Origin of the sequence: Flagellimonas algicola, from assembly GCF_005937185.1 — a bacterium.
Lineage (GTDB): Bacteria > Bacteroidota > Bacteroidia > Flavobacteriales > Flavobacteriaceae > Flagellimonas > Flagellimonas algicola.
In genome coordinates this window covers 70,680-94,494 of sequence record NZ_VCNI01000003.1, presented here as the reverse complement: position 1 = coordinate 94,494, position 23,815 = coordinate 70,680, and the positions used below count along the sequence as shown (strand labels likewise).

At 42.3% G+C, this 23,815-nt stretch carries 25 protein-coding genes; 12 read left to right on the top strand and 13 right to left on the bottom strand.

Annotated elements, in window-relative coordinates:
* Positions 1–2: 2 nt before the first annotated feature.
* The 4 genes from FGG15_RS16875 to FGG15_RS16860 are packed head-to-tail and all read right to left on the bottom strand — an operon-like array spanning position 3 to position 2,323.
* Complete coding sequence (locus tag FGG15_RS16875; protein ID WP_138838861.1) at positions 3–680, bottom strand: SCO family protein; 678 nt, start codon at positions 678–680, stop codon at positions 3–5.
* Positions 661–1,251 (bottom strand): toxin-antitoxin system YwqK family antitoxin, encoded by a 591-nt coding sequence (locus FGG15_RS16870; protein WP_237561857.1) that lies wholly within the window; start codon positions 1,249–1,251, stop codon positions 661–663. Before FGG15_RS16870 ends, FGG15_RS16875 begins: the two co-directional genes overlap by 20 nt.
* Positions 1,238–2,008, bottom strand: coding sequence for a YHYH protein (locus tag FGG15_RS16865; RefSeq protein WP_138838509.1), 771 nt, complete (start codon positions 2,006–2,008; stop codon positions 1,238–1,240). Before FGG15_RS16865 ends, FGG15_RS16870 begins: the two co-directional genes overlap by 14 nt.
* 33 nt (positions 2,009–2,041) lie before the next feature.
* Positions 2,042–2,323 carry an EF-hand domain-containing protein gene (locus FGG15_RS16860; RefSeq protein ID WP_138838507.1) on the bottom strand — a complete coding sequence of 94 codons (282 nt, stop codon included), beginning with the start codon at positions 2,321–2,323 and terminating at the stop codon, positions 2,042–2,044.
* Between the two features lie 127 nt (positions 2,324–2,450).
* Between FGG15_RS16860 and FGG15_RS16855 the strand changes: the two genes are divergently transcribed.
* From FGG15_RS16855 to FGG15_RS16805, 11 genes are all read left to right on the top strand, one after another.
* Entirely contained in the window at positions 2,451–3,029 is a 579-nt protein-coding gene (locus FGG15_RS16855) for an RNA polymerase sigma factor (RefSeq protein ID WP_138838505.1), read from the top strand.
* Positions 3,030–3,078: 49 nt separating this feature from the next.
* The gene (locus FGG15_RS16850) at positions 3,079–3,396 is read left to right on the top strand and encodes a hypothetical protein (protein WP_138838503.1); all 318 of its coding nucleotides are present in this window, start codon (positions 3,079–3,081) and stop codon (positions 3,394–3,396) included.
* Positions 3,397–3,402: 6 nt separating this feature from the next.
* A complete protein-coding gene (locus FGG15_RS16845; RefSeq protein WP_138838501.1) occupies positions 3,403–3,882 on the top strand; it encodes a Spy/CpxP family protein refolding chaperone in 480 nt (159 codons plus the stop codon).
* Positions 3,883–4,186: 304 nt separating this feature from the next.
* Positions 4,187–5,800: a glutamate synthase-related protein gene (locus tag FGG15_RS16840; protein WP_138838499.1), complete on the top strand. Its 1,614-nt coding sequence runs from the start codon at positions 4,187–4,189 to the stop codon at positions 5,798–5,800.
* 12 nt (positions 5,801–5,812) lie between these two features.
* Entirely contained in the window at positions 5,813–7,768 is a 1,956-nt protein-coding gene (locus FGG15_RS16835) for a thiamine pyrophosphate-dependent enzyme (RefSeq protein ID WP_138838497.1), read from the top strand.
* A gap of 171 nt (positions 7,769–7,939) precedes the next feature.
* Positions 7,940–8,386, top strand: a complete 447-nt coding sequence (locus FGG15_RS16830; RefSeq protein WP_138838495.1) for a YHS domain-containing (seleno)protein — start codon at positions 7,940–7,942, stop codon at positions 8,384–8,386.
* Between the two features lie 113 nt (positions 8,387–8,499).
* Complete coding sequence (locus FGG15_RS16825; protein ID WP_138838493.1) at positions 8,500–9,153, top strand: LysE family transporter; 654 nt, start codon at positions 8,500–8,502, stop codon at positions 9,151–9,153.
* Between the two features lie 5 nt (positions 9,154–9,158).
* Positions 9,159–9,644, top strand: coding sequence for a DinB family protein (locus tag FGG15_RS16820; RefSeq protein WP_138838491.1), 486 nt, complete (start codon positions 9,159–9,161; stop codon positions 9,642–9,644).
* Positions 9,632–10,357, top strand: a complete 726-nt coding sequence (locus FGG15_RS16815; RefSeq protein ID WP_138838489.1) for an NRDE family protein — start codon at positions 9,632–9,634, stop codon at positions 10,355–10,357. The genes FGG15_RS16820 and FGG15_RS16815 overlap by 13 nt, the downstream gene beginning before the upstream one ends.
* Entirely contained in the window at positions 10,354–11,397 is a 1,044-nt protein-coding gene (locus FGG15_RS16810) for an ATP-grasp domain-containing protein (RefSeq protein WP_138838486.1), read from the top strand. The genes FGG15_RS16815 and FGG15_RS16810 overlap by 4 nt, the downstream gene beginning before the upstream one ends.
* Positions 11,398–11,949, top strand: a complete 552-nt coding sequence (locus FGG15_RS16805) for a hypothetical protein (protein ID WP_138838484.1) — start codon at positions 11,398–11,400, stop codon at positions 11,947–11,949.
* Here the strand turns inward: FGG15_RS16805 and FGG15_RS16800 are convergent.
* From FGG15_RS16800 to rpsO, 9 genes are all read right to left on the bottom strand, one after another.
* A complete protein-coding gene (locus FGG15_RS16800) occupies positions 11,941–12,687 on the bottom strand; it encodes a hypothetical protein (protein ID WP_138838482.1) in 747 nt (248 codons plus the stop codon). The genes FGG15_RS16805 and FGG15_RS16800 overlap by 9 nt on opposite strands.
* Positions 12,688–12,772: 85 nt before the next feature.
* Entirely contained in the window at positions 12,773–13,759 is a 987-nt protein-coding gene (locus FGG15_RS16795) for a YpdA family putative bacillithiol disulfide reductase (RefSeq protein WP_138838480.1), read from the bottom strand.
* Positions 13,759–14,418, bottom strand: coding sequence for a ribulose-phosphate 3-epimerase (gene rpe / locus FGG15_RS16790; protein ID WP_138838478.1), 660 nt, complete (start codon positions 14,416–14,418; stop codon positions 13,759–13,761). The genes FGG15_RS16795 and rpe overlap by 1 nt, the downstream gene beginning before the upstream one ends.
* Before the next feature lie 63 nt (positions 14,419–14,481).
* On the bottom strand, positions 14,482–16,695 hold the full coding sequence (locus tag FGG15_RS16785; RefSeq protein ID WP_138838476.1) for a DUF5916 domain-containing protein: 2,214 nt from the start codon (positions 16,693–16,695) through the stop codon (positions 14,482–14,484).
* A gap of 214 nt (positions 16,696–16,909) precedes the next feature.
* Entirely contained in the window at positions 16,910–17,659 is a 750-nt protein-coding gene (locus FGG15_RS16780; RefSeq protein ID WP_138838474.1) for a LytR/AlgR family response regulator transcription factor, read from the bottom strand.
* 14 nt (positions 17,660–17,673) lie between these two features.
* Complete coding sequence (locus FGG15_RS16775) at positions 17,674–18,738, bottom strand: sensor histidine kinase (protein ID WP_138838472.1); 1,065 nt, start codon at positions 18,736–18,738, stop codon at positions 17,674–17,676.
* Between the two features lie 291 nt (positions 18,739–19,029).
* Positions 19,030–19,893 carry a sigma-70 family RNA polymerase sigma factor gene (locus tag FGG15_RS16770; RefSeq protein ID WP_073180565.1) on the bottom strand — a complete coding sequence of 288 codons (864 nt, stop codon included), beginning with the start codon at positions 19,891–19,893 and terminating at the stop codon, positions 19,030–19,032.
* 160 nt (positions 19,894–20,053) lie between these two features.
* A complete protein-coding gene (locus FGG15_RS16765; protein ID WP_138838470.1) occupies positions 20,054–22,276 on the bottom strand; it encodes a polyribonucleotide nucleotidyltransferase in 2,223 nt (740 codons plus the stop codon).
* A gap of 201 nt (positions 22,277–22,477) precedes the next feature.
* A complete protein-coding gene (gene rpsO / locus FGG15_RS16760) occupies positions 22,478–22,747 on the bottom strand; it encodes a 30S ribosomal protein S15 (protein ID WP_138838468.1) in 270 nt (89 codons plus the stop codon).
* Between the two features lie 175 nt (positions 22,748–22,922).
* Here rpsO and FGG15_RS16755 point away from each other — a divergent pair, with 175 nt between their 5' ends.
* Positions 22,923–23,810: a hypothetical protein gene (locus tag FGG15_RS16755; protein ID WP_202619584.1), complete on the top strand. Its 888-nt coding sequence runs from the start codon at positions 22,923–22,925 to the stop codon at positions 23,808–23,810.
* The last annotated feature ends 5 nt before the right edge of the window (positions 23,811–23,815 follow it).

The window sequence follows — 23,815 nt, the reverse complement described above, 5'->3', positions numbered from 1 at the left end:
GATTAATTCTCTTTTTGCAGCGTCCTGATGTCGGCAATTAGTTGATTTATTGCTGTTTTATTGAGCCCATTATAAATTCCCCGGATATGTCTCTTTTTATCAATAAGGACAAAATTTTCTGTGTGGAGAAATTCGTCTATGGACTTTTGAAACCCAAGGTCTTCCTCAACAAAATAGGCAAATCGGCCTAGGTTGTAGATGTCTCTGCGCTCGCCGGTGACCAGATGCCATTTGTTTTCTAAAACACCTTTGGTCTCTGCATAATGTCTAAGGATGGGGACAGAGTCAAGTTGGGGAGTCACAGAATGGGATAATAAAAGAATCTCTTCATTGTCCTTAAATTCTTGTTGAATAAGGTTCATGTTCTTGGTCATTTTCGGGCATATTCCCGGACAGGAGGTAAAGAAAAAATCGGTGACGTAGATTTTGTTATCAAAAGTCTTTTCGGTAATTGTATCTCCCAATTGATTGATCAATTTGAATTTGGGAATCCGATGTAGTCCGTTTATGGAATCACTTTGTGAATTGATCCATTTAGGGGTAAATGAAGGGTCATCATAATAGGGCAACATAGCTACCCTACTTTCCTTTTTAACCGTATGGTTTTCCCTGCATTGATAACCCAGGATGGCCATCAGGAACAATACGATCAAAGTTCGTCTATTTCTGAACGATTTCATCCTTAAGTTCATAACATAAGTTAGAGCGTTTCAAGCCAAAGAAGCGTCCATTTTTGGCCTCGTAGTTGGCATAGATCTTTCCAGACGCAAGCCAAGCCTGCTGAAGACCTTCTTCTTTTCCCAGATTCAATCGGGTGACTCGTGCAAGTTGTCCTGTTGGATACCATTTACACTGGTCTCCATGTTTAACTCCCATCCTATATTGAGAGGTAGTGCTTATAACACCATTGGGCCACCAGGACTTGAATTCACCGTTTAGCCTGTTCCTAATGTAATTTGCCTGACTTCGAAGCTCACCGGTACTGAACCACTTTCTGGCCATTCCCTCTTTCTTTCCTTTGAAATACCCAATTTGTTCTGCAAGCATACCATTGTCATGTTGGCTTAACGCATAACCAGTGAAAGGTTGGCCTTTGTAATACCACATTCCTTCCAAAGGATTGAGCACTAATTCTTCCTTGAAAACCTCATTACCTTCCATGACGGTATTCCTATCCAAACTAATATGTGGATCGTTATCCATGGATAAAATGGATAGCAGACCAACAAAGATGCTCTTAGTTAATTGCATTGGGACTGCCTTGATAATCACCTGGAAAAATGATATAATATTGATTCAGGTAAAGTTCGTTCTCCATGTGATAATGGTATTCGGCCTCATCCGTATGTTGTGTGGTAGAGGTGTGTCCACCTGAAGCATCCAAATCAGTAGGATACGTTCCCGTGGAATCGCATTTTCTTCCGTAAATAAAAAAGCCGTCGGCCATTATTCCGATTAAATTTTCATCATCTTCGGACCACGCGGTTGGTTCTAAATGGTAGTGGTATTCTGCCGGGCCTATATGCCCTCCTGTATAATCCAAAGAAGCGGCTGCTTCATTAAGGGGGCCACTTCCTTCTTGATCATTGAATATCGCCGCTCCACTAATAGCTATTCCAATAGCCCCCATATTGGTAGAGGAACTGCTGGAAGCCAATTCCGGATTTTGGGATACCCTCAATGTTGCCTCCGCGTTAAAGTTGGGAATAATACTTGGGGTGGTTTCCACATCAGGTTCGTCCAGATAGAGGTCCTGACCCACTCCCCAATATACCGTGGAGTGATTTGGAAGTCCATTGGTCTCAATGACCACATTGGTACCCTCAAGATATATGTCCGTGTTGGCCTCATCAAATTCAGAGAATGCGGCATGTAGTTCACCAGTTGTTATAATTTCTCCATCGTCCCCATCTTCGGCATCGGAACTACACGCAATGAAGCCGGCAAGGATTATGGACATTAATGTGGAACCACTTAACAGATGTCGTGAAATTGTTTTCTTTTTCATTGGATTAAGATTTAATTGATGGCTTATGATGATTTATTGGGATTTTTTGCGTCTTTGGGGTTTCGGCGCTTTATCAAATTCTTCTTCACTGATAAAACCATCTTCATTGAGGTCCACTTTGGCAAAATCCTTTTTTAAAGGCCCTTTTACCTCATTTTCTGATAGTTTTCCATCTTCATTGGCATCCATTTTTTCCAAAAGCTTTTCAAAAGAGGGAGGTCCTTTTCGGTCTCCTTCTTGGGCAGCTAACTGGCTAGAGTAAAGTGCGGCTATGGCAAACACTAGAATGCCAATTGTTGTCTTCGTTTTATTCATTATTCAATTGTTTTACATTTCTAGTTTAGATGTGAACCATTATAAAAACTTGTGGGTTGAGATGATCTTTTTTTCAGTATGGTTTCAAAAAAGCTTATAAATTGCGATAAGAACAAACGCTAATTCATTGGAAGACAAGCAGTTTTTAAGAGACTTGAAGGACAGAAAACAATCCGCGTATAGCAAGTTGTTGGATGAATTTCAGGGGAAAGTATATAATACTTGTCTTTCTTTTGTTCCTAATAGGGAGGATGCGGAAGATATAGCTCAGGAAGTATTTGTGGAAGTCTACCATGCCATTTCCAAATTCAAGGGAGAAGCTAGATTGTCTACATGGATCTATAGGATTTCGGTGAACAAAAGCCTGGAGTTCATTCGAAAAAAGAATGCAAAAAAACGATTTGGGTTTATGCAGTCCATTACCGGAAATATGATTCCAATGGATAAATCCACCTATTTCACGGAATTTGACCATCCTGGGGTGCAGCTTGAAAACAAGGAACGAAATGAGACCTTATTTCAGGCCATAAACAGATTGCCGGAAGCCCAACGTGTAGTGTTCACCTTACACAAGATTGATGGAATGAGCTATAAGGAGGTTGCCGCAATTACGAACAAAAGTATTTCATCCATTGAGTCGCTTTTGTTTCGAGCTAAAAAGAATTTACAGAAAACATTGGGGAATTTTTACAAGAATGAAAAATAAGCCGCAAGTTTCAAGGAGAAATAACATCTAAAGAAATAACACAAAAACAATGGATGCTAAAAAAACTACGCAACAAGAAATAGCTAAAATACTGGAATCGGCTGAGAGTATTGAGGCTGTCAATTCACCACCCTTTTTCAAGGACAAGGTACTCCATAAGCTCTTGGAAGCAGAAGAGGTTACTCCACAGCCTGATATTTTGGCTTGGTTTGTTCCCAAATACCAAATTGCAGCCTTGTTGGTTTTTGCCGCAATAAACTTTGCGGTATTGTACCTTTATAGCAGCTCTAATAAACAGGATGAGTTACAAACTTTTGCAGAATCCTATAATTTGTCCATCTCGGACGATGGCTCCTTCCTAAATTAGACACCGATGAAAAATAAATTAATTGCAGCCATATTATTTTTCTTGATGATCATGAACGGGGTATTGCTTTACCTTGTTCTATCTGAACCCGGAAATCAGAAAAAACCACCCCACAATTTTATCATACAGGAGTTAAATCTGACAGCGGAACAAGCCCAAGAATTTAGAATGTTGGAAGGGGAACATCGCATACGAATGAAAACTATGGATGGTCAACTCCGGGAAATGAGGCATATGCTTTTTTCCAATACCCAAAATGAAGACTTTTTGGAAAGAAAACGGGATTCCATTGTTGAACTCATGGGTTGGCTCCATCAAGAAAAAGATCTGGAGGTGTTCAATCATTTTAAGCGTATTGGAGATATATGCACCCCTGAACAACAAAAAATGTTGGAGCGCATATTGCGTGAGACACTTAGAAGAGGCCCAGGAAGGAAAGGCCCGCCCGAAGGACACATGGGACCTCCACCTCCCCGAGAGCATTAGAAAGTTGCTTTTCAAAGTTTTTGGATATACAAGCACAAGTTTATGGTCACGTTTGCATCTAAACCTTTACTGTATTGAACTAGTTGAGTTTAATTACCAGTGTGGTTGTAGATTTTTGGTTAGCAAACGTCCAGGGATTATGAAATCTTTGGGCGTTTTTGTTTGGGCATACCTCTAAAATGGATATCTGGCTATTTTGCCCTATCTTAAGTAGGAATTGAGATCGTGCGTTAAGCTCTCTGATGTAATGAGCTTTGTAAAGGCTCGACCTAAGTTTTAGATCTAACCTAAATACCCAGCAAATATGTCTCAGAAATTGATAGAAATAGCCAAGGTGTCACAACTGAAAGCTAAAGAACCTTCCTATGCGCTTGTTAAAAACACGGATTTGGTCATTGTTAAGCACGAGACTGGTATATCGGTGTTATACGGAAGATGTCACCACCGTGGTGCATTGTTGGCAGATGGCCGTGTAGATGGTAAAAACTTAATTTGTGGTGTGCATGGTTGGGACTACCGATACGATACGGGCATAAGTGAATACAACAATAATGAGCAACTGCACAAGTTTCAGGAATATATTGAAGGAGATTCGTTGAAAATAGACGAGAACGAAGTGGCGCAGTTTGAACAGCAGCATCCGCAACCCTTTGATAGGGAAGCCTATATGGGAACTTATGCAGATACCCATCCTGAAGATACGGAGCCCTATACCGGTTATATCAGGGAACTTGCCAGAAACGGTCTGAAAAACCTTGGACATCATGGTTTTTCCGCCTCCATGGGTGTGGATAGGAATACCCTGCCCAAATGGAACGATATTCAATTTCTACCTGCCCAGTTGGCCACACGACCTTTACTGGATCATGAAGAAGTTTCCACCAAGGTAACCATTGGCCCAAAAGCAAAAAGACCTTTGGTTTTGGACATTCCTCTTTTTGTAAGTGATATGAGTTTTGGTGCGTTGAGCAGGGAAGCGAAAATTGCTTTGTCCAAAGGTGCTGAAATGGCTGGAACCGGCATTTGCTCTGGGGAAGGGGGTATGTTGCCGGACGAACAAAAGAACAATTCCAGATATTTTTATGAATTGGCTTCTGCCCAGTTTGGCTTCAGTTGGGACAAATTGGATATAGTCCAAGCCTTTCATTTTAAAGGAGGCCAAGGAGCCAAGACCGGGACAGGGGGGCATTTACCTGGAAATAAAGTGAGTAAAGAAATAGCTGAAGTTCGAGGTCTAAAGGAAGGGGAAACTGCTATTAGCCCAGCCACTTTTCCCGATTTTCATGGAGTGGAAGACTTTAAGGCCTTCGCCCATAAGGTGAGGGAGCGTACGGGGGGAATTCCCATCGGATTTAAGATTGCGGCCAGTCATATTGAAAAAGACATCCAATTTGCCCTTGATGTGGGCGTGGATTATATCATTTTGGATGGTAGGGGTGGTGGAACAGGCTCTGCACCGACCATTTTAAGGGATAATATAAATGTCCCTACGATTCCTGCCTTGGCCAGGGCTAGAAAATATCTGGATAAGGTCGGAGCCGCAGATGTTTCCTTGGTGATTACGGGCGGACTTCGTATTGCTGAGGATTTTTCAAAGGCCATGATGTTGGGTGCAGATGCCATTGCAGTGTCCAATGCTGCAATCCAAGCCGTTGGATGTTTGGGAATGCGCGCCTGCGGAAGCAACAACTGTCCTGTGGGGATTGCTACCCAGAAGGAGCATCTGAGAAACCGATTGATCATAGATGCTTCGGCCAAACAATTGTATAACTTTTTCTCCGCCACCAACGATTTGATTAAGGTAGTGGCGCGTTCATGCGGTTATGACGACATTGCCAAGTTCAACCACGACGACTTATCCACCTTTAATAAGGAAATGCATGAGCTTACTGGAATCAACTATGCGGGAATAAAATAAACGAATCAATTTATGGCTACTTCAAAGAAAAAGGTATGGTACAAAGTACTGGATAACAAAAATGAGTTGCCTGAAGGAAGGGTGAAAACCGTTACTGCTGCGCACAAGGGCATTTGTCTTACGCATTTCGAGGGCAAATATTCTGCCTTGGATAACAAATGTCCCCATCAGGGAGGTCCATTGGGTGAAGGTTCCATTGAAAATGGAATGCTCCGTTGTCCATGGCATGGTTGGGACTTTCATCCCCAAACCGGGGTTCCGCCGGGGGGATATGATGATGGGATTGAAACCTTTGAAGTCAAAGAGGAAAACAATGCCATTTATGTGGGAGTGGAGGAGGAAGTACCCCATGAAACCACGGTTTCGGATATCATGGTAGAGACCATGGTCAACTGGGGAGTGACCAAGGTTTTTGGAATGGTGGGACATTCCAATTTGGGTTTTGCAGATGCCATGAAGCGTATAGAGCAAAAGGGCAAATTGAATTTTTATGGTATTCGGCACGAAGGGGCAGCGGCGTTCGCGGCTTCGGCCTATGGAAAATTGACTGGGAAACCGGCCGCCTGTTTTTCCATAGCAGGTCCTGGCGCAACCAATATGTTTACAGGAATGTGGGACGCCAAGGTGGATAGAGCACCAATATTGGCCTTATCAGGACAAGTGGCTACGCAGGTGGTGGGAACTGGCAATTTTCAGGAGGTTGACCTGGTTCAGGCTTTTGGAAGTGTTGCTGAATTTAACCATAGAGTGCAAAGTGACAGTAGACATGCCGAGTTGATGTCTTTGGCTATCAAGCACGCCATTCTTAAACGGGATGTTTCCCACTTGACCTTTCCCGATGAGGTTCAGGAAAGAAAAGCAAAACCCCATGCTAAGGCTAAAACCCCGGAAAAGCGGATGACTACCTTGGAAATTGCTCCACCAAAAGAAGCTGTGGACGATGCGGTAGCTTTGATCAGGAAATCAAAAAGACCTGTGATCATACTCGGTCATGGGGCAAGGGCATATAAAAAACAGTTGGCAGCGTTTGCAGAAAGTTTGAATGCTCCAGTGGTTACTACCTTTAAAGGTAAAGGCTTAATTTCTGATTATCATCCCTTGGGAGGTGGGGTTTTGGGTAGGAGCGGTACTCCGATTGCCTCATGGTTTATGAACGAATCGGATTTGTTGATTGTTTTTGGTGCCTCCTTTTCAAATCACACGGGGATTACCCCTAAAAAACCGATTATCCAAGTGGACTTTGATCCCTTGGCGCTAAGTAAATTCCATAAAGTTGAAGTGGCCGTATGGGGTGAAATCTCCAGAACCTTGGAAATTTTTGAGGAAGAACTAAAATCAGGCATAAATGCTCTGGATCAAACCAAGGAAGTGGCAGAACGCTGGAAAATATGGAAAGAGGAGAAGGCTAAGCGCCTTTTGGAAACTTCAGATAATGGGGTGAGTTCCATTGCGATCTTTGATGCCATGAATCAACTAACCCCTGAGAACGCTGTAATGTGTGTTGATGTGGGGAATAATGCCTATTCTTTTGGACGCTATTTTGAATCCAAGGAGCAGGATTTTCTAATGTCAGGCTATTTGGGTTCCATTGGTTTTGCCTTGCCTGCGGCAATGGGGGCATGGACGGCTGTTGGGGATGAGAGACCTGTTGTAGCTGTTGCCGGGGATGGCGGTCTCTGCCAGTACTTGGCGGAAATAACCACCTTGGTCAAATATAAAATGCCCATAAAATTGATTGTGTTGAACAATCATGAACTGGGTAAAATATCCAAAGAACAACGCGCTGGGGAATTTGATGTATGGCAAACCTCGCTCTCCAATCCTAATTTTGCCGAATTTGCCCGGTCCTGCGGTGCCTGGGGTAAGCGTGTGGAAAATCAAGAACATTTAAAGGCTGCAATGGAAGAACTTTTTGCAGAAAACGGCCCAGCTGTTTTGGAAGTGATCACCGACGTGAATTTGATTTAAGGGACATCTATCCATTCGCTTTGTCGGTGGGGATGAAAGGAATCCCTTGGCATAAAGACATAATATCATATATAGTCCAACTCCTTGAACGGGTTTGGGAGATGGAAAAAATGAGGGACTGGTACCAGATAGGTATTAAAACACTAGATAAAAAATCTTCAATCTATTAATATGAAAAGAATACTGATTTTAGCATTTTTATTTACGGGAGCCCTAATATATGGGCAATCCAAGCATGTAAACACCAAAAAGGGGTTTGCGGCCAATGGGTATGACGTAGTTGCGTATTTTAATGGTCAGGCAGAGGAAGGAAGTAAAAAATACAAGACAAACCATGCAGGGATTGACTATAAGTTTTCATCCGAGGAAAACTTGAATGCTTTCAAGGCCAATCCGGAAAAATTTGTTCCCCAGTATGGCGGATATTGTGCCTATGCTGTTGCGGTTTCGGGAAAAAGGGTAAACGTTAATCCCGAAACCTTTGAAATTCGGGATGATAAACTCTATTTATTCTATAATTCTGGAAACACAAACACTTTGGAACTCTGGTTGAAGGAATCCCCGGAAAAACTAAGAACCAAGGCGGATCAAAACTGGAACAATCTCATTGCCGATTAATCTTAAGCTTAGGTTAAATTTGGAATTCTTCGCTTCAAATTTGGTTTAGGCTGTTAGGTATCCCTATTTTAGAGACTATAATAAACAATGTTTTAGCGAACACTTGTTGTCAAATGAATAAGCACGCAAAGGTTGGTTTTTATGGTGTATTGGTTAGCTTTTTGGGAGCATTGCCCTTGGGAACGCTTAACCTCACCGCCTTTGATATTGCCGCTTCCCAAGGTTTAACTGCTGCTATTTGGTTCGCACTGGCCGTAGTACTGGTAGAGCTGACCGTGGTTAGACTTACCTTAATTGGAAACGAGCACTTGCAATTTGGGGAGAAGTTTTCATCATACCTTATACTATTGGGAATTGCATTGTTATTGTATCTGTCAATTTCCAGTTTTCAAGCTTCGATGCGTTTAGCAAATGTGGAGCAACAAATCACGGCTTTGCCTAAGATAAGTTCGGCCTTTGTGCTAGGATTGTTGTTAAGTGCACTTAATCCCTTACAAGTTCCCTTTTGGATGACATGGAACAAGGTGCTCTCCAACAAGGGAGTGCTTAAAAGTACCAAGGGGCACTACAATTTTTATCTTGCTGGGATAGGATTTGGATCCTTGTTGGGTCTTGGGGTTTTTATTGCGGCAGGAAAATTCATTTTTGCCAACTACGGTAACTATACCATGATAACCAACTTATTTATGGGATTGCTCTATTTAGGCTTCGCTGTTTATCTCGTGTATTTGTTACTTAAAAAACGTCTTAAACTAAAAATTCAATAAACCATATGTTCAGGTCTTCCATTAACACATTGGAACAATTCAAGGAAATTCTGCTGCAACTGCCAGACGGATGCTATACACATTCTTGCGCTGTGCTTTCCAACAGCAGTATTGGTCAACATACCCGACATATCATGGAACTGTATCTATGTCTTCTCAAAGGATATCAGAATGCGGATGTGTCCTATGATAATAGGGAAAGGAATAAACGAATAGAACAGGAACTCCCATTTGCCATTGAGCAACTTGAATTGATACAGGAACATTTGGAGAAACCGAACAAAGCCGTTAAGGTCACCTATGAACTTTGTGGGGAGAAAACTTGTCTGGAATCCAATTACTTTCGTGAGGTAATGTACAATCTGGAACATACCATTCACCACCACGCCTTAATCAAAGTGGGTATACAGCATTTCACCCAAATGGAGCTTCCGGAATCGTTTGGAGTGGCTCCATCCACGCTTCAATACAGACAGGCATGTGTACAGTAAGCTATATATCACGACAGGGACGTTGCTTTATCACATCCAACAGGGATGAGCATATCTCCCGTCCGATAGCTTTGGAACCCGGGGAGCAAATTGTCAATTCGGTTAAACTGTTGTTTCCAAAAGATCCACAAGCTGGAGGTACCTGGTTTGCCATCAATGAATTTGGAGTGGTAGCCGTATTGTTGAATGGTGCTTTTGTGAACCACGAACGCAAATTACCCTATGTTAGGAGTAGGGGTCTGATTTTGTTGGATGTAATAGCCAACTCGGAACCGCAGGTAGTTTTACAGACCATGGAATTAAAACAGGTTGAGCCCTTTACCTTGGTTTTGTATGATGGTGCCGATTTGTTGGAACTTCGATGGGACGGAGAAAAGAAACATCTAAAGCAGTTGGATGCTGGAAAAGACCATATCTGGTCCTCTGTGACTTTATATGATGATGAAGCGATTGCTCGCCGCGAATCCTTGTTTGATGAATTCATATCTACTACCAAAGAAATCACGGAGTCTAAAATTGTTGATTTTCATTCCAATAACCACCAGGATTTTGAAAATGGCTTTGTTATTGACAGAAATACCGGTCTCAAAACCTTTAGCGTAACCCAAATGGTTTTGGATCAAGACCAAATGGCCATGCAACATTTTGATTTGTTGAATGATCGGAAATATTATATTCCATTTTCACCCAAAACATTGGAGACTTCAAAATGAGCTCGTGGAAGTTAAAATGGCATAAGCTAACGCATTGGGAGTACTGGCCTTTATGGGCTATTTATTATCCGCTGTTCCCGGTGTGGCTTTATTTTTCCTTGAAAGCTCGCTCCTTTTTCTTTTTCAATGCAGCTAATCCGTCTATGAAAAATGGGGGTATGGCCATGGAGTCTAAAATGGATATTTACAATCTGATTCCCCAAGAACATATCCCTCAAACCCTGTTTGTTTCCAAGGAGGCCAATCCAGCAATGATGCTGGAGAACATTCTGGATAGCGGTATATCTTTCCCATTTATTGCAAAGCCGGATATTGGAATGAAGGCTTTCGGGGTCGAAAAAATTCACAACAAGGATGAATTTCAGGGGTATTTTGCAAAGACACCCGAGAATTTTTTAGTGCAAGAACTTATTCCACACACCAAGGAGGTGGGTATTTTTTATGTCCGTATTCCTGGGGATGAAAATGGTAAAATCACTGGAATAGTATCCAAAGAGTTTTTGTCCGTGATTGGTGATGGCAAAAGTTCCATTGAGCAGCTCATCAAGAAAAATCCAAGAAGTCATTTGCAGCTAAAAGCACTGCAGAAAAAGTTTGGAGCTGGGTTAAAGCAAGTGTTAGCCCTGGACGAAGAATTTATCTTGGTGCCTTTCGGGAGTCACACCCGCGGAGCCAAATTTGTGGATATTACCCATAAATTGAATGAGGGGCTATCCAAAACCATTGATGGCATATGCTCCAGAATGAACGGCTTTTACTATGGTCGTTTGGATGTCCTTTACCATTCTTTGGAAGACCTTGCGGAAGGCAAGAATTTCAGCATTATTGAAATTAATGGGGCAGGGGGAGAAGCCACGCACATATATGACCCAAAACATTCCCTGTTTTTTGCTTGGAGGGAAATTACCAAGCATTGGAATTATATGAACAAAATCAGCATCCTGAACCACGAAATGGGTCACTCTTATTTGAGTTTTAGGGATGGAAGGGAAATGCTGCGTGCCAATGGCGCCCTGGAGGCCCAATTAAGGGTGATTTAAATGGACAAAAGAGCACTTTTAGGTTTATTTCTGTTAGTGGGTATGTGGTATTCACATGCGCAGGAGACAGCAGTTGGTGTTTCTTTTCAAGTATATCCTGCCGGTTTTATACCAACCTTGAATTTTGAACATGCGGTAAATGAAAACACTTCCCTGTTGTTTAGGGCAGGTGCAAATTTCGCCTATAGGAAGGATTTCAGTGATGTCAACATATCCGAAGAAGGTGATGGTTTTGGGGGTACTGTGGGGCTTAGGAAACACTTTCCCTCTGGTAACGGAAAGTTTATTGCGGGCCTAAACTTGGATGTTTGGAGCATGCATATCGATTGGACGGATATGGGGCCTGCAGATGGAATCATTTCGGGAAGTACCTACGTTCTGGTAGTTCAACCTTGGTTGGAAGGAGGGTACTTTTTGCCTTTCAAAAAGTCCAATTCGGAGATTGGAATTACATTGGGGTTCGGTAGGGAAATCAATGCCATTACCAGTGGTGAAGAAGTGGAACAAGGCTTTATTGCAAGTATATCCCTTCAGTATTTGATTTTACTCTAGATTTTTATAACGCGCCAAGGCCTCTTGGAAAAATTGCACCGCTATATCCTTGGTTAAACCGGATAAAGGTAGTACTGCACCTTTGAATGCATCATTTACCCATTTGCCACGAGTCAAGGATTTGAAGGCCCAGGTGCGGAGCGCGTCGTGGCCGCGATACCCGCTAATGTACAAGTAAAGATCATCAACAAGGGTGTCGGGAATGGCCATTCCCAAGCCAATCGACTTTCCAGAACCGTCATTTAAGGCCGTAAAGGCTCCAGTATCAAAATGGTGTGGCCAGATTCGGATTTCCGAACCCAAGTCTTCCTTTTCCAGAAAAGAAGCCAAGGCCTGTTGCACCAAAGTCCGGGATTGAATTAAATGCGCTACTTGATCCGCATTGGAAAACTCAAATTTGAAATTTTCGTCCATACTATAGGGCAGCGAATAGTGCAAATCAAAGCGATAGGACGGTAATCCCAATTGTTCTGCCGTTTTCTTCAACCATGCTACAACTTCCTCATGGGTTTTACCATTCAAAGCCAAAGAAAGTTCTTCTTCGGAAGTCCACTCCAAAGCAAACTTGCGGTAGTTTAAGCATAATTGGGTTCCGGTTGAATCCAGTGGCCAGGTTTCCAAGCGGGCCTTTTCCATTGAAAAACCAAGATTGGTATGGCTATCATCTGCTTTTTTCTCCAAAAAACTGATACCGGCAGTGGCCAGGTATTGGGTAGCAAGATGCAATTGTTGAAGCATTTCCATGGCTATATTTTATAGGTACTCCCTTAAAAATACGGAATTTTGGAATGCGTTTGAAACGGTTGACAGACTTTGGCCCGACTCAGGATTTCTGCGCCAATTGCATTTTTTCCACAATGCTATTGATGATGATGGGAGCATGAATTCTTGAATTCTCTATAAACCATTTGTGGGTTTCCATTCCCCCACAGATTACCCCGGCCAGAAACAAGCCTTCAATATTGGTTTCCATGGTATCTGGATTGTAGTTGGGAAGCTTTTTACCGTCATCGGATAACTCAATACCCATTTGCTCCAAGAACTCGAAATTGGGCATGTATCCCGTCAGGGCCAGTACAAAGTCGTTTTGGAGTTCAAGTTCTCCTTCCGGGGTACTTACAATGATTTCAGTCTCTTTTATTTCCTGGATGTTGGAATTGTAATAGGCCTTTATACTCCCCTCCTTAATCCGATTGATGATATCGGGCCGCACCCAATACTTAACCCTTTGTCCCACCTCGGGACCACGGATGATCAGGGTTACTTCGGCTCCTTTCCGCCAGCATTCAAGTGCGGCGTCTATGGCAGAATTGCTAGCTCCCACAATCGCCAGTTTTTGACTTGCATAAAAATGGGGGTCCTTGTAGTAATGGGATACTTTGGGTAGATCTTCTCCTGGAACATTGATCTTGTTCGGGAGGTCGTAAAACCCTGTGGCTACTATGATGTGTTTCCCTTTATATGCTGATTTATCTGTTTGAACCAAAAATTCATCTGCTTCTTTTTTTACTTCATGCACTTTTTCGAAAAGATGGATGTTCAATTGGTTGGAAGTGACAATTCTCCGGTAGTATTCCAGAGCTTCATTGCGTTTGGGCTTGGCTTCCTTACTGATAAAGGGGATTTCGTCAATCTCCAATTTTTCCGAAGAAGAAAAAAATTGCATGTTGATGGGGTAGTTGAACAGCGAATTGACAATGGGTCCTTTCTCGATGATCAAATACGTTAGGCCTTGTTTTTTTGCTTCCAACCCGCAAGCAATGCCAATGGGGCCGCCACCAACAATAATGATGTCAAAGTTCTCCTGCATTATGCAATCTGTTCTTTTAAAGCTTTTATGGTCGAGGTTGGGTCATCACTCTTAAAAACAAAGCTTCCAGCCACTAGGACATCGGCCCCAACTTCCACTAGCTTCTTGGCATTGGTCGCATTTACCCCACCATCAATTTCAATAAGGGTGTCGGAATTTTTTTGCTCGATCAGATTTTTCAGGTCCGCAACCTTTTGATAGGTATTTTCAATAAAGGATTGTCCTCCAAACCCTGGATTAACACTCATTAAACAAACCAAATCAATATCTTGGATAGTGTCTTCCAATAATTTAATGGAAGTGTGTGGATTCAACGCCACCCCAGCTTTCATGCCTTCGGCCTTAATGGACTGAAGGGTTCGGTGCAAATGATTACAGGCTTCGTAATGAACTGTCAAATTATCGGAACCTAAATCCGCAAAGGTTTTGATATACCGGTCGGGATCAACAATCATCAAATGCACATCCAAGGTTTTTTGGGTGTGTTGGGCCATGGCCTTGATCACAGGCATCCCGAACGAAATATTCGGAACAAAAACTCCGTCCATTACATCCAAATGAAACCAATCGGCTTCACTTTGGTTTACCATTTCAATATCTCGTTGTAAGTTGGCAAAGTCGGCTGCCAAAAGGGAAGGTGCAACTAATTTTTTATGCATCGGAATAAAACTTACACAAAAATAGCGAAATGATCTGGCTTTAAACCACAGGGGTAAAGTTTACTATAGCCAGTAGGTGACTTTCAGTACCACAGATCTGTTTTTGATGCCCAATCCAGCAGTATCATGGTTTTCATTATAGATCAGGAAAATGTCCGACATGGGACTATAACGCCATTGAAGACGGGAGAAAACGCTCACGTTGTCTCCTTGGGTATTGTACTGTACTACATTGCGAAGAAATAGTTTGTTGGAAAAACTAATGTCGCCGTTGAATCGCATGAGATGAATCTTATCCTCACCATAGCCTTCGGCCAGACGGATGTCGTTGTAATCGTATGTAAGCCCAAAACTACCCCAAGGTCTTAACCGGAACGAGCCTTCAACCATGGCCCCGTTACGTGTTCCATTGAAGAATTGGCCGTAGGCAAGATTGGCTTTCCAGACAAACTTTTTACGTACATCCGAACTATAGCGCAGCTCTCCCCATGGAAAATTGTATTCCCCGATTGGAATGGGCGTAAAATCATCTCCCAGTAGTGATGTGGGAAACATCAGGTCCACTTTTCTAAAACGGGCAAGCACGATCATCCGTGCTGTATTCCGATATTCAAAGTCCCATCCTACATTGTTTTGGCTCTCGTTAAAAGTTCCGTCCGAATTGAGATAGAGGTTATGCCATGTCCTAAGCCCGTGATAGTTTAATTTTTTGTTTTCATCTTCCACAAATGTTAGGTAGCGCAGCCATGGGTTAATCAAAGTGTAACCCAAGCGCACGGTTTCTTCGGTTTCTGCATTGTAGTTCTCCAATCGCGGATTGATCCCCAATTCTGTGATATAATTGTCCCCAACAATGTTCAGTGTCCAACCCGTTCGCAGGCGTTTTGAGCTATAGTAACCATCAAAACCGTAGAAGTGGGTGTCTTTGTAATTTTCAGGGGTAGTGGAGGTATGGTACAAGAAAGTAGTGTTCAGTTTCCCACTTTCGGACACATAACTGAACTCCAATCCGGCATTTCTGGAGTACTCCAATTCTTGGGTATTGCTGGTTGCCTGCCTGTTGATAAAGATCCCTTTGATCACGGACCGTTTCAAAACTTTCTGTTGAAATGCACCAACACTATAGTTTTGGGCGGCAAACTCTCCGGTTTGCCGGGTTTGTACGTTCATTACCCCAATCCGAAGATTAGGGGAGATGTTACCCGTTAATCGCCCTCCAAAATCAATGGGAATGGCTTCCCCGTCCATAATACCAATTCTTCTGGAGAAGAAGGGTTTTACGTCATAGGTTCCAAAATTGGAGAACACGTCATTGTTTTCCAGAAAAAAGTTTCGCTGTTCCGGGAGGAATATATTGAAACGGGTTATATTGGTCACTTGTTGATCTACATCGGCATTGGAAAAATCGGGAAATAGGGTTAAATCTAAATTAAGGTTACTGGTCAGTGCAATTTTGACTTCCCCACCCAAATCGCTGTTCAACTGCGCTTCCAATTCTTCACCATCTTCATAATCGCGAATGGATGAGGAGGTCACATAAGGATTAAAAATAAAAGTGCCTTTCGCTTTTTCTGGACTTCGGTCCCAATGCAGGGAACCCATATAATTCATGCTTATACCGTTAAAATTTACAGGAAACTGTGTCCATGTGGTGTAAGCGTTGTTTTGTTTGTCCCCACGAACAAAATTGATGCCCCAAGTACTTTGGTTTGGGTTGTAGCGCAAGGTTTTAAAGGGAATGGCCATCTCAACAAGCCAGTATCCAGGATACTGGGCGGTTTTAGAGGCCCATTTATTGTCCCAATTTTCAGAAAGCCAGGTCAGGGATCCCTCAATGGTTAGGCTACCTTCTGTTTCGGCGCCACCTGCAGTAACCCCAAAAAAGAATCCGCTTTGCTTGGTGTTCACTGGATCCAGCACCAGGGAGAAATTATCACTGCCCCAGTAATCTTCATCGCTATCCCTTACCAGGGATTGCACAATACGTTCCCCATTGTCAAAACACTTGGCCAAAAGGTAAAGGTTCTGATCATCATAGGTGAGTTTTACTTCTGTTTGATTTTGGGCCTGGCCTACATCCGAGGGCCAATGATTGAAAAATTGGCTCACCGGCATATGATTGTCCCATTCATTTTCCCCTACGGCAGCATCCAAGGCAATAGGATGCGTGGTTTTTTTGATGTGGTATTGGTATTGCGCCCTTGTATCGACACTGCCGTTTTGGGAAAAACCAAGTATTGGAATTAATAAAAGAAGGTTTGGCCAGATGGTTTTCATGGACCATTCGTTTTTTGATGATATCAAAGAACCACCTCGATTTAGGCAATAACAAGTGCTTCTTGGGAATGAAGGGTGGGTACGCGTAAATGACACTTAAGGGCAGTTTGGCGCCGAAAACAACAGAAAACAGGCTGAAAACGTAAATGAAAGCCCGTTTGGGGCCGAATTAAGGAATGCTTAACAGTAAAAAGCCCTAAAAGTTAAAGGTATGTTAGCTGGATTTTTTCTGTAAAACATCAAGCGCGTGGGATCGGTAATTCCTACCGATGGGAAGTTCCTTCCCGTCTACCTCCACCATGATACTATTGAAAGCCGTGACCTTATCCAATCTGACAATAAAGGACCTGTGGGTTCTTATGAAATGATTTTTCGGCAATTTTTCTGCTAGATACCCAATACGTTGGGTAGTCTGAATCTGGGATTTTGATGTGTGAATAATGACTTTGTCGTTCAAACTCTCCAAGTAGCTTATGTCCGTTAAGTCCAGCTTTACAATTTTCCGTTGTGCTTTGATGTATAACAATTCGGGTTCCTCTGAAGCAGGGTTGGGGTTTGATGTTTCTTGGACGGATTCGCTGGATCCTTGACCATTTGCGCCATTCAAGTACTTATTGGCCTTGGCAACGGTTTTCATAAACCTGCTGAGCGATATGGGTTTTAGCAGGTAATCTATGGCATCCAGTTCAAAAGCCTTGATGGCAAATTCCCGATACGCCGTGGTAAACACTACCAAGGGTGCGGGATTTAGGGATTCCAATAGCTCCAAACCATTGATTTTGGGCATTTTTATGTCCAAAAAAACCAAATCAATTTGCTCATTTTGAAGGTGGCCAAAGGCTTCAACTGCATTGGCGCATACCGCCACAACCTCCAACTGGTCAATTTGTTTGGCATACCCTTCCAATACGTCCCTGGCCAAAGGCTCGTCATCAACAATAATACATTTGATTTTTGCGATCATATTCTGATACGAAGTTAGGAACTTATGTCGCTAAGGTCAATTTCCAATTTCACCAAAAAGCTGTCCGGTTCCTCTAAAATTTTTAGTTCATGCTTTTCAGGGAAGAAAAGATCTAAGCGTCGCTTTACATTTTTTAGACCAATATTTTTATCGCTGTCCAAACTCTCTTCCAAATCTGTTGTTGCTTTACTGTTTTCAACCATGAACTGCATTTGTTGGTTTTCCAGTTTAAGGTCTATTTTAATCCAAGAATCCGAGAGCAGACTATCCGCGCCATGTTTAAATGCATTTTCTACAAAAGGGAGGAGAAGTAAAGGTGGAATGAGACTTTCTTTGTTGTCATCCTTAATGGTAGCAGAAATGGAAAGTTGGTCACCATAACGCAGTCGCTCCAATTCCACCAAATTCATCAGTTGCTCCCACTCTTTGTCTACGGTAATGAACTTATCGTTGCAATCGTATAGCATATAATCCAAGAACTTGGACAATCCGAGTACGGCATCTGGGGTCTTGGTAGATTTCGCCAAGGACAAAGAGTAAATACTGTTGAGAGTATTAAATAGAAAATGGGGATGGATCTGGGCCTTAAGAAATTTAAGTTCCGTTTCCACTTTTTCCTTCTCCAAAGCCTTGTTGATTTGATCCTTTTGATAAAAGAAACGTTGCAATTTAATGGACATGGCCACAAAAACAGGCGTATAAACCCTAATTAGGGAGTTCAGGATCTTGGGAAAATACCAGACAGGATCTTTCCAATGCCCTTCATCGTAATAGAACCATTGATAGATGTATCGCCATGTCATATACCGGTCAATCAGCGCCATACTGATGGCCAAGATTACGGAAAGCAGGATGTACATGCCCATTTTCTTGTGATACAAGTATTTGGGCATCAGGTAATACAATGTAATGTAGGTAGGGATTATTTTCCAAGGGAGGAGAAACAATACTTGTAGAAACTGATCAAAGTAATTGTCTTCATAACTGCCCCAAAAAACAGTAAAAAACAAAATGTACCCCAACCAAAACAGCAGGTGGTAGTAAATCCTGTTTTTTGTATATAGTACCTTGTCTATCATGAGTTTGGACAATACTTTTTGAATATCATAAACGGTGCGAAAATTACGAATTAGCACCCATTTATTGGGAATTTGGACCGTAGATAACCCGTTTGTAGCGCTAAATGTTCATTTCTTGACGGGAATGGAAAGGGATAAAATGAAAAAACTCCGGTAATCAGCCGGAGTTTATTCATCAATCAAAAAACGAACAGTCATGATAAACTGTTGTAGGTTTACAAATTACAACTTTCTTGCCAAAAAAACAATTTGGCGTTTATTTAACTGTAATTTGTGCGGATAATCTTATAGTTATCCCAAATAAGTCTTTAAAATCTTGCTTCTAGAGGTATGTTTTAACCTTCTAATCGCTTTTTCCTTAATCTGGCGAACCCTTTCCCTGGTTAGATCAAAAGTTTCACCAATTTCTTCCAAGGTCATGGAATGTTGCCCTGCCAAACCAAAATAAAGACGAATAACATCAGCCTCTCTTGGCGTCAAGGTCTCCAACGCACGCTCAATCTCTGTGCGCAAGGACTCATGCAACAATTCTTTATCCGGATTTGGGGATTCCCCACTTCTTAGTACATCGTATAGGTTGGAATCTTCCCCGTCAATCAATGGGGCGTCCATAGATACGTGTCGTCCTGAGTTTTTCAAGGACTGCTTCACATCTTCCACGGTCATGTCCAATTCCTTGGCAATTTCCTCAGCAGAAGGAACACGCTCATGAGCTTGCTCCAAAAAGGCAAAGGTTTTATTAATCTTGTTGATGGAACCAATCTTGTTCAAAGGCAGGCGAACAATACGGGACTGCTCTGCCAATGCCTGTAGAATAGACTGACGAATCCACCAAACGGCGTACGAAATAAACTTAAATCCACGGGTTTCATCAAATCGCTGAGCGGCTTTGATGAGTCCCAGGTTTCCTTCATTGATCAAATCAGGAAGGGTCAATCCTTGGTTTTGGTACTGTTTTGCGACCGAAACCACGAACCTGAGGTTGGCTTTAGTTAATTTTTCCAAGGCTATCTGGTCTCCCGCTTTGATTCGTTGTGCCAGTTCCACTTCCTCATCGGCGGTGATCAAATCCACCTTACCGATTTCCTGCAAATACTTGTCCAACGATGCGGTTTCCCTATTGGTAACCTGTTTTGTGATCTTTAACTGTCTCATCTAATTTTCCCTTCTTTTATAATTTTAGAACCGAAGCTCATTAAGTTATACGTAGGAAATTGCAAAAAGTTACAATTTGGTAAAGTTTATTTGGATTTTTGTTGTAAAAAAGGCCCCAAGCGATGCTCGGAGCCTTTAAATTCTGCTATTTGACTAAAAATTAGTCTCTTCTGGGTTTTCTATCTCGATTGTCTCTTCTACGATCTCCACCTCTTCGATCTCCACCGCGATCATTTCTTGGTGGACGTTCTTTGTAACCTTCTGGTTTTGGCAAAAGGGCCTTTCTGGAAACCTTTTCTTTTCTGGTTCTTGGATCAAGACCGAAGTACTTCACGTCAAATACATCTCCCATGTTCACCACATCGGAAACATTTTCGGTACGTTCCCAAGCCAATTCAGAAACGTGAAGCAAGACTTCATTTCCTGGGGCTTCCATATATTCAACCACAGCACCAAAGTCGAGCATTTTGATCACTTTTACTTCGTAAACGCTACCGACTTCTGGCTTAAACATTAAAGCATCGATTTTAGCAATTACGGCATCAATGCCATCTTGACCTGTACCTAAAATTTCTACGATACCTTCTTCAGTATCGGGATCTTCATTGATAACAATGGTAGTATTGGTCTCTTTCTGCAATTCTTGAATCACTTTTCCTCCAGAACCAATTACCGCACCGATATATTCACCTGGAATAATCTTGGTAACAATTTTTGGAGCGTACGATTTAACGTCGGCGTTAGGAGCAGCGATAGTATCCGTCAGTTTTTCAAGGATATGCAATCTACCATCTTTGGCTTGCATCAATGCCTTTACCAAAATCTCGTAGGACAGTCCTTTTACCTTGATGTCCATCTGACAAGCGGTAATTCCATCTGCGGTACCTGTTACTTTAAAGTCCATATCTCCCAAGTGGTCCTCATCACCTAAGATATCGGATAGAACAGCATATTTACCTGACTCAGCATCGGAAATTAATCCCATGGCAATACCGGAAACCGGCTTCTTCAACTGAACACCTGCATCCATCAAGGCCATAGTACCGGAACACACCGTTGCCATTGAGGAAGAACCATTGGATTCCAAAACTTCAGAAACAACTCTTACAGTATACGGACAATCTTCTGGAATCATTCCTTTTAGGGCACGCTGGGCCAAGTTTCCGTGACCTACCTCCCTACGGGATGTACCACGAATAGGTCTTGCCTCTCCTGTTGAAAAAGGAGGGAAGTTGTAGTGCAGGTAAAATGTTTCTTCACCTTCAAAAGACGGCATATCAATTTGATTGGCCTCTCGTGAAGTTCCAAGCGTTACCGTTGCCAAGGCCTGTGTTTCCCCTCTGGTAAAGATGGAAGAACCATGAACAGACGGCAAATAATCGATTTCACACCAAATTGGTCTAATTTCATCGGTCTTACGGCCATCCAAACGCAGTCCTTCTTCCAGGGTAAGATTACGAACAGCTTCTTTTTCCGCTTTGTAAAAGTATTTGGTGACCAAGTCTCCAATTTCTTCCAATTCTTCTTCAGAAAATGTTGCTTTTACCTCTTCTTTAATAGCGTCAAAAGCAGCACTGCGCTCATGCTTGGCAGAACCTGCTTTGGCAATGGCATAGACCTTATCATAGGTAAGGTCATATACTTTTTTGGCTAAATCTTCATCTTCTTGCTCGGGCTCATATTCCCGTACTTCTTTCTTTCCGAAGGCTTCAGCTAATTTTATTTGAGCGGCACATTGAACTTTAATGGCTTCATGTGCAAATTTGATAGCTTCCGTCATTTCTTCTTCAGAAATCTCTTTCATTTCACCTTCAACCATCATCACAGAATCGGCAGAGGCACCAATCATCATATCAATGTCGGATTCTTTTAGCTGTTCCCTTGTAGGGTTAATGATGAATTCACCATTAACACGACCAACTCTCGCTTCGGAGATAGCACACTCAAATGGAAAATCTGAAAGTTGGATGGCCGCAGAGGCAGCAAGTCCCGCCATGGCATCTGGCATCACATCTTCGTCATGGGACATCAGTTGGATCATCACCTGGGTTTCAGAATGATAATCTTTAGGGAACAAAGGTCGTAAAACCCTGTCTACCAAACGCATGGTCAATACCTCACCATCACTGGGTCTGGCTTCACGCTTGAAGAAACCGCCTGGATAACGTCCAGCAGCGGCAAATTTTTCGCGATAATCCACCGTAAGAGGAAGGAAATCTACATCGCTTTGTTTGTAGTTGGAGACAACGGTACATAACAACATACATTTGCCTGATTGGACAACAACAGAGCCATGGGCCTGTTTTGCCAGTTTTCCGGTTTCAATAGAAATCTCTCTACCGTCACCAAGGTCTATGACCTCTTTAAAAGTTTTTGGAATCATAAATAATATCTTACCCGAAAATAATACGGGTCGTTAAACATTTGGTCTACCGTCTGCCGGACGGTCGGGTTGTGTTGTTGTTGTGTGTGCCTGGGGCACTGACCAATGAAAAACTATAGGTAGCTTTTTGTGTTGCCCAAAATTACAAATGGGACTTTAATTGTAAAACAAAAGGGGAAGCCGCAGCCTCCCCTTCAGTTTTTATTTTCTAATATTCAATTCCTTGATCAAGGAACGATATTTTTCAATATCCTTTTTCTTTAGGTAATCCAAAAGACTACGTCTTTTACCTACCAATTTTACCAAAGAACGCTCGGTGTTATAATCCTTGTGGTTCTTTTTTAGGTGTTGTGTCAAGTGGTTGATACGGTGGGTAAACAATGCAATTTGCCCTTCCGTAGAACCGGTGTTGCCCTCAGAGCCGCCGTGCTTCTTAAAAATGTCGGCTTTTACTTCTTTCGTTAAATACATTCCAATATTTAGTTAAATGATTTTTATGTATGCGATTGTCGGTTCCTTCAATATCCTCAGGACGAGCAATCAGCGTGCAAAGATAACTCTTTTTTTGGAACGAAAAATTTTAACAGAAGATTAAACCTTTTGCTTTATACGAGGTCAAAGAGGCAAACCATTAAATACAATCATTATGAAAAAGAGTCTCAAACAAATGAACTTTAAAAGAATTGCCCCACTATTTTTTGGAACAGTGTTATTACTGACCGCCTCATGTTCTGAGGAAACAGAGTCTGTTGAAGATGGAACGGACACGGACACAGAGGTAATCTCTGCTACCGAATTACAATATAGTGATGAAACTGAAATGATTTCAGAGGAGGTTACGACTATTGCGGAAGATGTTTATGCCACGGATGAAATCTCCTTGACCTCCAAATTTGACTATGTTTCAGATCATTTACCAGATTGTGTTACCATTACTACTGTAGTAACGGACACAACCAGGGAAAAGACCATTGATTTTGGTGATGGCTGTGAACTGCCCAATGGAAATGTACTATCCGGGATTATCCAATTGAGCTATGAAAAGGATATGGAAGCTGCTTCCAAAGCCATAGCCCTGTCTTTGGAAAATTTCACCTTTAATGGCGTAGCTGTTGAAGGTTCTGCAGATATCCTACGGGTACGTTCCAACGAAAATGGAAACCCACAGGGTACGGCCAATGCCTCTTTCAATGCGACTTGGCCCGAAGGGGATACCGCATCTTTTGAAGGTACCCGTACCCGGGAATGGATTGAGGGTTATGGCTCCGGCTTTTGGGGTGACAATGTTTTCTTGATTACGGGCAAGCGTACCTACATTGGGCGCGAAGGCAATGAGTTTGTAAAGGAAGTGATTACACCTCTGCGTAGGGAAATGGCTTGTAGATTTATTGTGAGTGGCGTTCTGGAAATTTCTAGAAATGACAGTACTGCTAGCTTGGATTTTGGAGACGGTACCTGTGATGCCCAAGGAATTTTGACCCAACCAGATGGTACGGAGGTAGAAATATTCCTTAGACGTTTTTGGAAGAAGTAATAAGG

Coding starts and splice junctions, on each gene's coding strand:
- FGG15_RS16875 (WP_138838861.1), bottom strand. CDS start 680: ATGAAATCGTTCAGAAATAGACGAACTTTGATCGTATTGTTCCTGATG.
- FGG15_RS16870 (WP_237561857.1), bottom strand. CDS start 1,251: ATGCAATTAACTAAGAGCATCTTTGTTGGTCTGCTATCCATTTTATCC.
- FGG15_RS16865 (WP_138838509.1), bottom strand. CDS start 2,008: ATGAAAAAGAAAACAATTTCACGACATCTGTTAAGTGGTTCCACATTA.
- FGG15_RS16860 (WP_138838507.1), bottom strand. CDS start 2,323: ATGAATAAAACGAAGACAACAATTGGCATTCTAGTGTTTGCCATAGCC.
- FGG15_RS16850 (WP_138838503.1), top strand. CDS start 3,079: ATGGATGCTAAAAAAACTACGCAACAAGAAATAGCTAAAATACTGGAA.
- FGG15_RS16845 (WP_138838501.1), top strand. CDS start 3,403: ATGAAAAATAAATTAATTGCAGCCATATTATTTTTCTTGATGATCATG.
- FGG15_RS16840 (WP_138838499.1), top strand. CDS start 4,187: ATGTCTCAGAAATTGATAGAAATAGCCAAGGTGTCACAACTGAAAGCT.
- FGG15_RS16835 (WP_138838497.1), top strand. CDS start 5,813: ATGGCTACTTCAAAGAAAAAGGTATGGTACAAAGTACTGGATAACAAA.
- FGG15_RS16830 (WP_138838495.1), top strand. CDS start 7,940: ATGAAAAGAATACTGATTTTAGCATTTTTATTTACGGGAGCCCTAATA.
- FGG15_RS16825 (WP_138838493.1), top strand. CDS start 8,500: ATGAATAAGCACGCAAAGGTTGGTTTTTATGGTGTATTGGTTAGCTTT.
- FGG15_RS16820 (WP_138838491.1), top strand. CDS start 9,159: ATGTTCAGGTCTTCCATTAACACATTGGAACAATTCAAGGAAATTCTG.
- FGG15_RS16815 (WP_138838489.1), top strand. CDS start 9,632: ATGTGTACAGTAAGCTATATATCACGACAGGGACGTTGCTTTATCACA.
- FGG15_RS16810 (WP_138838486.1), top strand. CDS start 10,354: ATGAGCTCGTGGAAGTTAAAATGGCATAAGCTAACGCATTGGGAGTAC.
- FGG15_RS16805 (WP_138838484.1), top strand. CDS start 11,398: ATGGACAAAAGAGCACTTTTAGGTTTATTTCTGTTAGTGGGTATGTGG.
- FGG15_RS16800 (WP_138838482.1), bottom strand. CDS start 12,687: ATGCTTCAACAATTGCATCTTGCTACCCAATACCTGGCCACTGCCGGT.
- FGG15_RS16795 (WP_138838480.1), bottom strand. CDS start 13,759: ATGCAGGAGAACTTTGACATCATTATTGTTGGTGGCGGCCCCATTGGC.
- rpe (WP_138838478.1), bottom strand. CDS start 14,418: ATGCATAAAAAATTAGTTGCACCTTCCCTTTTGGCAGCCGACTTTGCC.
- FGG15_RS16785 (WP_138838476.1), bottom strand. CDS start 16,695: ATGAAAACCATCTGGCCAAACCTTCTTTTATTAATTCCAATACTTGGT.
- FGG15_RS16780 (WP_138838474.1), bottom strand. CDS start 17,659: ATGATCGCAAAAATCAAATGTATTATTGTTGATGACGAGCCTTTGGCC.
- FGG15_RS16775 (WP_138838472.1), bottom strand. CDS start 18,738: ATGATAGACAAGGTACTATATACAAAAAACAGGATTTACTACCACCTG.
- FGG15_RS16770 (WP_073180565.1), bottom strand. CDS start 19,893: ATGAGACAGTTAAAGATCACAAAACAGGTTACCAATAGGGAAACCGCA.
- FGG15_RS16765 (WP_138838470.1), bottom strand. CDS start 22,276: ATGATTCCAAAAACTTTTAAAGAGGTCATAGACCTTGGTGACGGTAGA.
- rpsO (WP_138838468.1), bottom strand. CDS start 22,747: ATGTATTTAACGAAAGAAGTAAAAGCCGACATTTTTAAGAAGCACGGC.
- FGG15_RS16755 (WP_202619584.1), top strand. CDS start 22,923: ATGAAAAAGAGTCTCAAACAAATGAACTTTAAAAGAATTGCCCCACTA.